Origin of the sequence: Rhodoferax sp. (assembly GCF_039922535.1) — a bacterium.
GTDB lineage: Bacteria > Pseudomonadota > Gammaproteobacteria > Burkholderiales > Burkholderiaceae_C > Rhodoferax_B.
The window spans coordinates 1-6,347 of the sequence record NZ_JBDTEM010000066.1; the positions used below are offsets into that span (position 1 = coordinate 1).

At 62.8% G+C, this 6,347-nt stretch carries 4 protein-coding genes; 2 read left to right on the top strand and 2 right to left on the bottom strand.

Annotated elements, in window-relative coordinates; all coding sequences use genetic code 11:
* Positions 1–964 (top strand): efflux transporter outer membrane subunit (locus tag ABI213_RS02665; RefSeq protein ID WP_348026004.1); only part of this gene is annotated, 964 nt, incomplete at its 5' end.
* 70 nt (positions 965–1,034) lie between these two features.
* On the opposite strand, the gene ABI213_RS02670 is transcribed toward ABI213_RS02665, so the two are convergent.
* Both ABI213_RS02670 and ABI213_RS02675 read right to left on the bottom strand, forming a co-directional pair.
* Entirely contained in the window at positions 1,035–2,981 is a 1,947-nt protein-coding gene (locus ABI213_RS02670) for an alkaline phosphatase PhoX (RefSeq protein ID WP_348026006.1), read from the bottom strand.
* Positions 2,982–3,236: 255 nt separating this feature from the next.
* Positions 3,237–4,781: a methyl-accepting chemotaxis protein gene (locus ABI213_RS02675; protein ID WP_348026008.1), complete on the bottom strand. Its 1,545-nt coding sequence runs from the start codon at positions 4,779–4,781 to the stop codon at positions 3,237–3,239.
* Positions 4,782–4,897: 116 nt separating this feature from the next.
* On the opposite strand from ABI213_RS02675, the gene ABI213_RS02680 reads away from it, so the two are divergent.
* A partial coding sequence (locus ABI213_RS02680; RefSeq protein ID WP_348026010.1) for a fumarate hydratase occupies positions 4,898–6,347 on the top strand: 1,450 nt, incomplete at its 3' end.

The window sequence follows — 6,347 nt, forward strand, 5'->3', positions numbered from 1 at the left end:
TTCGGCCGAACAAGCCGGTGCCGACTTTGAAAACATCCGTCTGCTGCAAAGCGCCGACCTGGCCACCAACTACTTCAACCTGCGCGCACTCGATGTGGAGCTGGACGTGCTGCAGCGCTCCATCGCGCTGCAAAACCGTGCCCTGGAACTGGTCAGCTCGCGCCACGACCTGGGCGCGGCCACCGGGCTGGATGTAGCCCAGCAGCAGGCCCTGCTCGACACCACTCTGGTCCAGGTCGATGTGCTGCGCCGCCAGCGCGGCCAGTTTGAACACGCGATTGCCACCCTGGCCGGCATCCCCGCGCCACTGTTCAGCCTGGCACCGGATGCGCGCGCGCTGACCCCACCGGCGGTACCGCTGGGCCTGCCCTCCGACCTGCTGGAGCGTCGACCCGACATCGCCTCGGCCGAACGCGCCATGGCCGCAGCCAATGCGCAAATCGGCGTGGCCAATGCGGCCTTCTACCCCAGCATCATCCTGGGCTCGGCGCTGGGGGCCGAGAGCAACCGTCTGTCTACCTTGTTCGATGCGCCCAGTCTGCTGTGGTCGCTGGGCCTATCGGCCACCGAAGTGCTGTTTGACGGTGGCCGCATCAAAGCGAATCTGGAAGTCGCCAAGCTCGGCCACGCAGCCGCCGTGGCCAATTACCGCCGGGTGGTGCTGGGTGCCATGCAGGAAGTGGAAGACGGCATCACCGGCCTGGCCGCGCTGGACCGCGCGTCCGCCCAGGCCCGCATCACCGTAAACACCGCCAGCCGCGTACTCGACATGGCCACCGCCCGCTACGAAGGCGGCGCATCGGCCTATCTGGATGTCATCACTGCCCAGCAGTCCTGGCTAGCCAGCGAGCGCCAAGCCTCGCAATTGCTGGGCCAGCGGCTGGTGACCTCGGTGTTTCTGGTGAAGGCACTGGGTGGCGACTGGCAAGCAGCGCCACAAACGGTGTCAAAAAACCAGCCCTGAAAATATATAAAAAAAGAGCTTCCAGCCCAGGCAGCACCTGCGCTGGAAGCTACTTATTCCATAGCAAGCCTTACCCCAGCTTGATCGCCATCGGGTCGGCCGTCAGATACCCCACTGCCGCGCCAAAGCGGTCGTTGTAGTTGGCGCGCACCAGCGGGTCTAGCGTGGCTTGCACTTTGCCGTGCAGAGCGGGGATCCAGTCACCGGCGTGCTGGAAGTTGCTCATGATGTAGGTCCAGCCGTGGATTTCGTCTACCGCGTGCAGGCCGGTGGATTCCGCGCCCGCGGGGGTGGACAGCACGCGGCTCAGGGCCTTGGTGTCGACGTTGTAGGCCCACAGGTAGTTGTTGACGTGCAGGCTGGTGTCTTCGCCGATGAACAGGGTGCGCAGCTTTTCCGAGAACTTCAGGTTGTCGGGGTTGGCGATTTTGTCGATGTGGGCCCGGTTGCCCATCGCATCGGGGGCGATGTCCTCCCCGGCCAGCAGGGTTTTGGTGGCGGTGGGCACCCATTCGCTGCGGATGGCTTCGCCCAAAATATCCTTTTGGCCGCCCATCAGCTTGTGCTCGATCACGGCACCGGCCACCAGGGCCTTGGGCAAGGCGATGCCGCTGCCCGCCGTCCAGCCCTTACCGCCCTTGACCATGGATTCCTGGATGTAAGACAGCGCGGAATAGGCCGTCTTGTCCTTGATGTTGACGGTGGTACCTTCCATCTTGGTGAAGGCCATGGTACCGCCCACCAGACCGGCGTAGCGGTGGGTTTCCAGGAAGGCGGCGGCTTTTTCCATGCCAGGTTTCACCTTGATCCAGTTGGGCACACCGCTCAAGAAGACCTGGGTGAAGCTGGCGTCTTTGGGGTCGTCCTTGCGCACGTCCATGATGTCGGCGGGCTTCAAGGTGTTGGCCATCTGCTCGATTTCGGCGCTGGTGGCGTGGCCCAGCTTGACCCAGTAGACACCGACGGCAGGCGCGGCCGGGTTGACTGAGAAGCCGGTGTCCAGGCTGGCCACGTACAGGGTGCCTGCGGACAGGTCTTTTTCACGGTCGGCCACAAACATGAACAGGCCGCCGTTGGTGAAGTCGTCGCCCATCAGCGCGGTGCGGTTGTCAGGCATCACCTGGACCAGCTCGTGCGAGATGCGGCCCATGCAGTAGTGCTTTTTGATGGAGCCGGTGCCGTCGGGGTTCACGGTTACCTCGGGCAGGTGGCCGTAGTGGTAGGGGTTGGCTTTGCTTTCGTCGCCAAACAGGTTTTTGCTGTAGGTTTTGAAGTGCTTTACGTCGCCGATGAAGGGCGCGTTGGGCTCGTATTCTTCGCTGGAGAGGTGGGTGTTCCAAGGCGACAGGCTGGCACCGCAGGTGATCCACAGGCCGTGGGCGACGCTGGTGTCCACGTTGTGGTACTTCACCAGGCTGAGCTTACCGGTTTGGGGGTTTTGGTCCAGCGTTAGCACGGCGATGGGCGACGGCAGCGTGCCGTAGGCATCGGCCCCCTTTTGGTCGCGGGTGGTGTATTCAAACTGCACCACGGCAAAGACGGTGTTGCCTTTGACGCCCGGCACATTGGGGTTGGCCAAGGTCAGCAACGAGCTGCCATCCGGGCAATCCGAGAAGAACTGGCGCTCTTTACCAGGCACCGAACGGTCCATGATGGGCTGGTTGCGGATATCCACATAGCCGCCGGCCAACACCTTGCTGCCCTTGCCGTCCGGCACCATGTCGCCGGTGTTGAAGAACGGCTGGTAGGCCAGCTTGAAGCTGCGGGTGCTGTTGTCGGCATAGGCCACGTTCAGGGTGGAGCCCACGGCCACGGTGGCCATGGCGGCCGGGCTGGCCAGCGTCGGTGCGGCCATGCCGGTGAAGGTCGCCGACACAAACGCCGCCGTGGCGGTAGGGGCCGTGGTGGCGCAGCCCGACAGCAGCGAGGTGGTGGCAAATGCGCCCAGCGGCAGCATGGGTGCGGTGGCCAAAAACTTCAAAGCGCTGCGGCGCGAAGCTAGGTTCAGTTCAGACATGGGGGGGTTCCGTGGGTTTATAAAAATAGACGTCGTGGGCTCTGCAATGCGCTAAACGTTTAGACATAACGTGTACACATGTAAACCGATCATAGGAAGCGCATGTGTCAGTTTTTTGACTGTCACAACCCGTGCGGGCTTGGCAGGGAGCCAAGCTGAACTACATGGCGTATAAAAATAGGCCGAGCAGGCCGCTAGCGCAGACAGCGCCTGCGGCAGAAGCTATTCTTTATATAGCACCACGGAAGTTGAGTGCTAAACCTTGAAGGCGTCCACAGCCGCTTGCAAGCGGCCCACCTGCTCTGCCATGGCCGAGGCTGCAGAGGCGGTTTCATCGACCAGGGTTGCGTTTTGCTGCGTCACCAGCTCCAGCTCCATCACCGCCTGGTTGACGTGCTCAATGCCGTCGCTTTGCTGCACCGATGCCTCGGTCATTTCGGCCAGCACACCGGTGACCTGCTGCACGGCCTGCACGATTTCCTGCATGGTGCGCCCGGCCTGCCCCACCCGCGATGCGCCACTCTCCACCTGGGCCACAGAGTTGCCAATCAGCCCCCGAATCTCTTTGGCCGCTTCGGCGCTGCGCTGGGCCAGGTTGCGCACCTCGCTGGCCACCACAGCAAAACCCCGCCCCTGCTCCCCGGCGCGTGCGGCTTCTACCGCGGCATTCAGGGCCAGGATATTGGTTTGGAAGGCGATGCCTTCGATAGCACCAATGATGTCCACAATTTTTTTGGAGCTGGCGCTGATCGCGTCCATGGTCTCGACCACCTCGTCCACCACGGCACCGCCGCGCAAGGCGATCTGCGACGCATTGCCCGCCAGGCCGTTCGCACTCTGGGCCCGCTGGGCGTTTTGGCGCACCGTGGCTGTGAACTGCTGCATGCTGGAGGCTGTCTTCTGCAAAGAAGTCGCCTGGGATTCCGTGCGCTGCGACAAATCCGCGTTGCCCTGCGCAATATCCCGAGAAGCTACGGTGATGTAGCCCGTCGCATCCTTGATGCGCGACACCAGATCGCTGAGCTTGGCCTCCATATCGCCCATGGAGCCGAGCAAGAGGCCAAACTCGCCACCATCCTGCACCTCAAACTTCTGGCTGAAGTCGCCTGTGGCAATGGCCTCTGAAAGCAGCAAGGCCTGGTTCAGCGGCCGAACAATGCTGCGGCCCATCGCAAACGCAGCGCCACTGCCCAGGACCAAGGCCGCCAGCCCCAGGCCCAATAGCAAACTGCGGGTGGTGCGGATACGCTGCAGCACGTCCGCCGCATCGGCATCGGCCAGCTCTTTTTGCTTGCCCACCAGCGCTTCGACCTGGGCTTGCATGGCGTCCAGGGTGGGCAAGGTTTGCTCCTTGGACTCTTTGCGCGCATCGGGCAGTTCTTCTTCTGCGATGGAATGCAGTACCTTGGCAAACGAGTCCGCATGCTTCTTGCGGTTGGCTTCTATTGCCGCCACCATGGCGCTGCCTTCGGTGGAGCCCTCCAGCCGCGCCAGGGTTTGCAGGGCATCTGCGATCTGCTTCTTTTCGGCTTCGATGTCCGCCACCGTCTTGTCTTCTTGCGCCTTGTCCACGGCAAAGAACAACTCGACGGTGCGGCGCGCAATGGTCCGCGTTGCCACATTGATGCGGGCGGCTGCCGCTGTTTTGACAAAACCCTCGTCCACCATGCGCTGGTTGATCTGCCCCAGGTCGCCCAGGCGCACCCAAGCCACCGCGATGACCAGCGCCAGCAGCGCTAGCACCAGGCCAAACACCAGATTCAAACGGGTCATGACTTTCATGTGGGTAAAGATTTGCATGATCACTCGATTCTGGTAGTTAAAACAATGCACAAGCCCCCCGCTTGGCTGTAGAGAACATTAACCCATCGCAACAGAGATAATCCTAGGGTTTCCCCACAACTACAGACCCCACCATGAGCACGTCCATCCGCCAAGCCGACCTGATCGAATCCGTAGCCGCCGCCCTACAGTACATCAGCTACTACCACCCCGCCGACTACATCGCCCACCTGGCCCGCGCCTACGAGCGTGAGCAAAGCCCGGCGGCCAAGGACGCGATTGCGCAAATCTTGACCAACAGCAAGATGAGCGCCACCGGCCAGCGCCCGATCTGCCAGGACACCGGCATCGTCAACGTGTTCCTGAAAGTGGGCATGGACGTGCGCTGGGAAGGCTTCACCGGCAGCCTGGACGACGCCATCAACGAAGGCGTGCGCCAGGGCTACAACCACCCCGACAACATGCTGCGCGCCAGCATCGTGGCCGACCCGCACTTTGACCGCAAGAACACCAAGGACAACACCCCTGCCGTCATCTTTGCCGAGATCGTGCCCGGCAACACACTGGAAGTCACCGTGGCGGCCAAGGGCGGCGGCAGCGAGAACAAGAGCAAGATGGTCATGCTCAACCCCGGCGACAGCATCGTTGACTGGGTGCTGAAAACCGTGCCCACCATGGGTGCCGGCTGGTGCCCGCCCGGCATGCTGGGCATAGGCATCGGCGGCACCGCAGAAAAAGCCGTGCTGATGGCCAAGCAAAGCCTGATGGGCGACCTGGACATGTACGAACTGCAGGCCAAGGCCGCGTCCGGCGCCGAACTCAGCAAGGTCGAGGCGCTGCGCCTGGAGCTGTTTGACAAGGTCAACGCCCTGGGCATTGGCGCGCAAGGCCTGGGCGGCCTGACCACCGTGCTGGACATCAAGATCGAGATGTACCCCACCCACGCTGCCAGCAAGCCCGTGGCCATGATCCCCAACTGCGCCGCCACCCGCCACGCCCACTTTGTGATGGACGGCAGCGGCCCGGTCTACCTGGACCCACCGAGCCTGGACCTGTGGCCCAACGTCAACTGGACCCCCGACTACAACAAGAGCAAAAAGGTCAACCTCGACACCCTGACCCCGGCCGAAGTTTCCAGCTGGAAACCCGGCGACACCCTGCTGCTGAACGGCAAGATGCTCACCGGCCGCGACGCCGCCCACAAGCGCATCAAAGACATGCTGGCCAAGGGCGAAAAACTGCCGGTGGACTTCACCAACCGCGTCATTTACTACGTCGGCCCGGTCGATCCGGTGCGTGACGAAGCCGTCGGCCCCGCCGGCCCGACCACTGCGACCCGCATGGACGGCTTTACCGAGATGATGCTGGCCGAGACCGGCCTGATCGCCATGATCGGCAAGGCCGAGCGCGGCCCGGTCGCCATCGAGGCCATCCGCAAGCACAGGAGCGCCTATCTGATGGGCGTGGGCGGTGCCGCCTATCTGGTGTCGAAGGCGATCCGGCAATCGCGTGTCGTCGGCTTCGCCGATCTCGGCATGGAGGCGATCTACGAATTCGAGGTCATGGACATGCCGGTGACCGTGG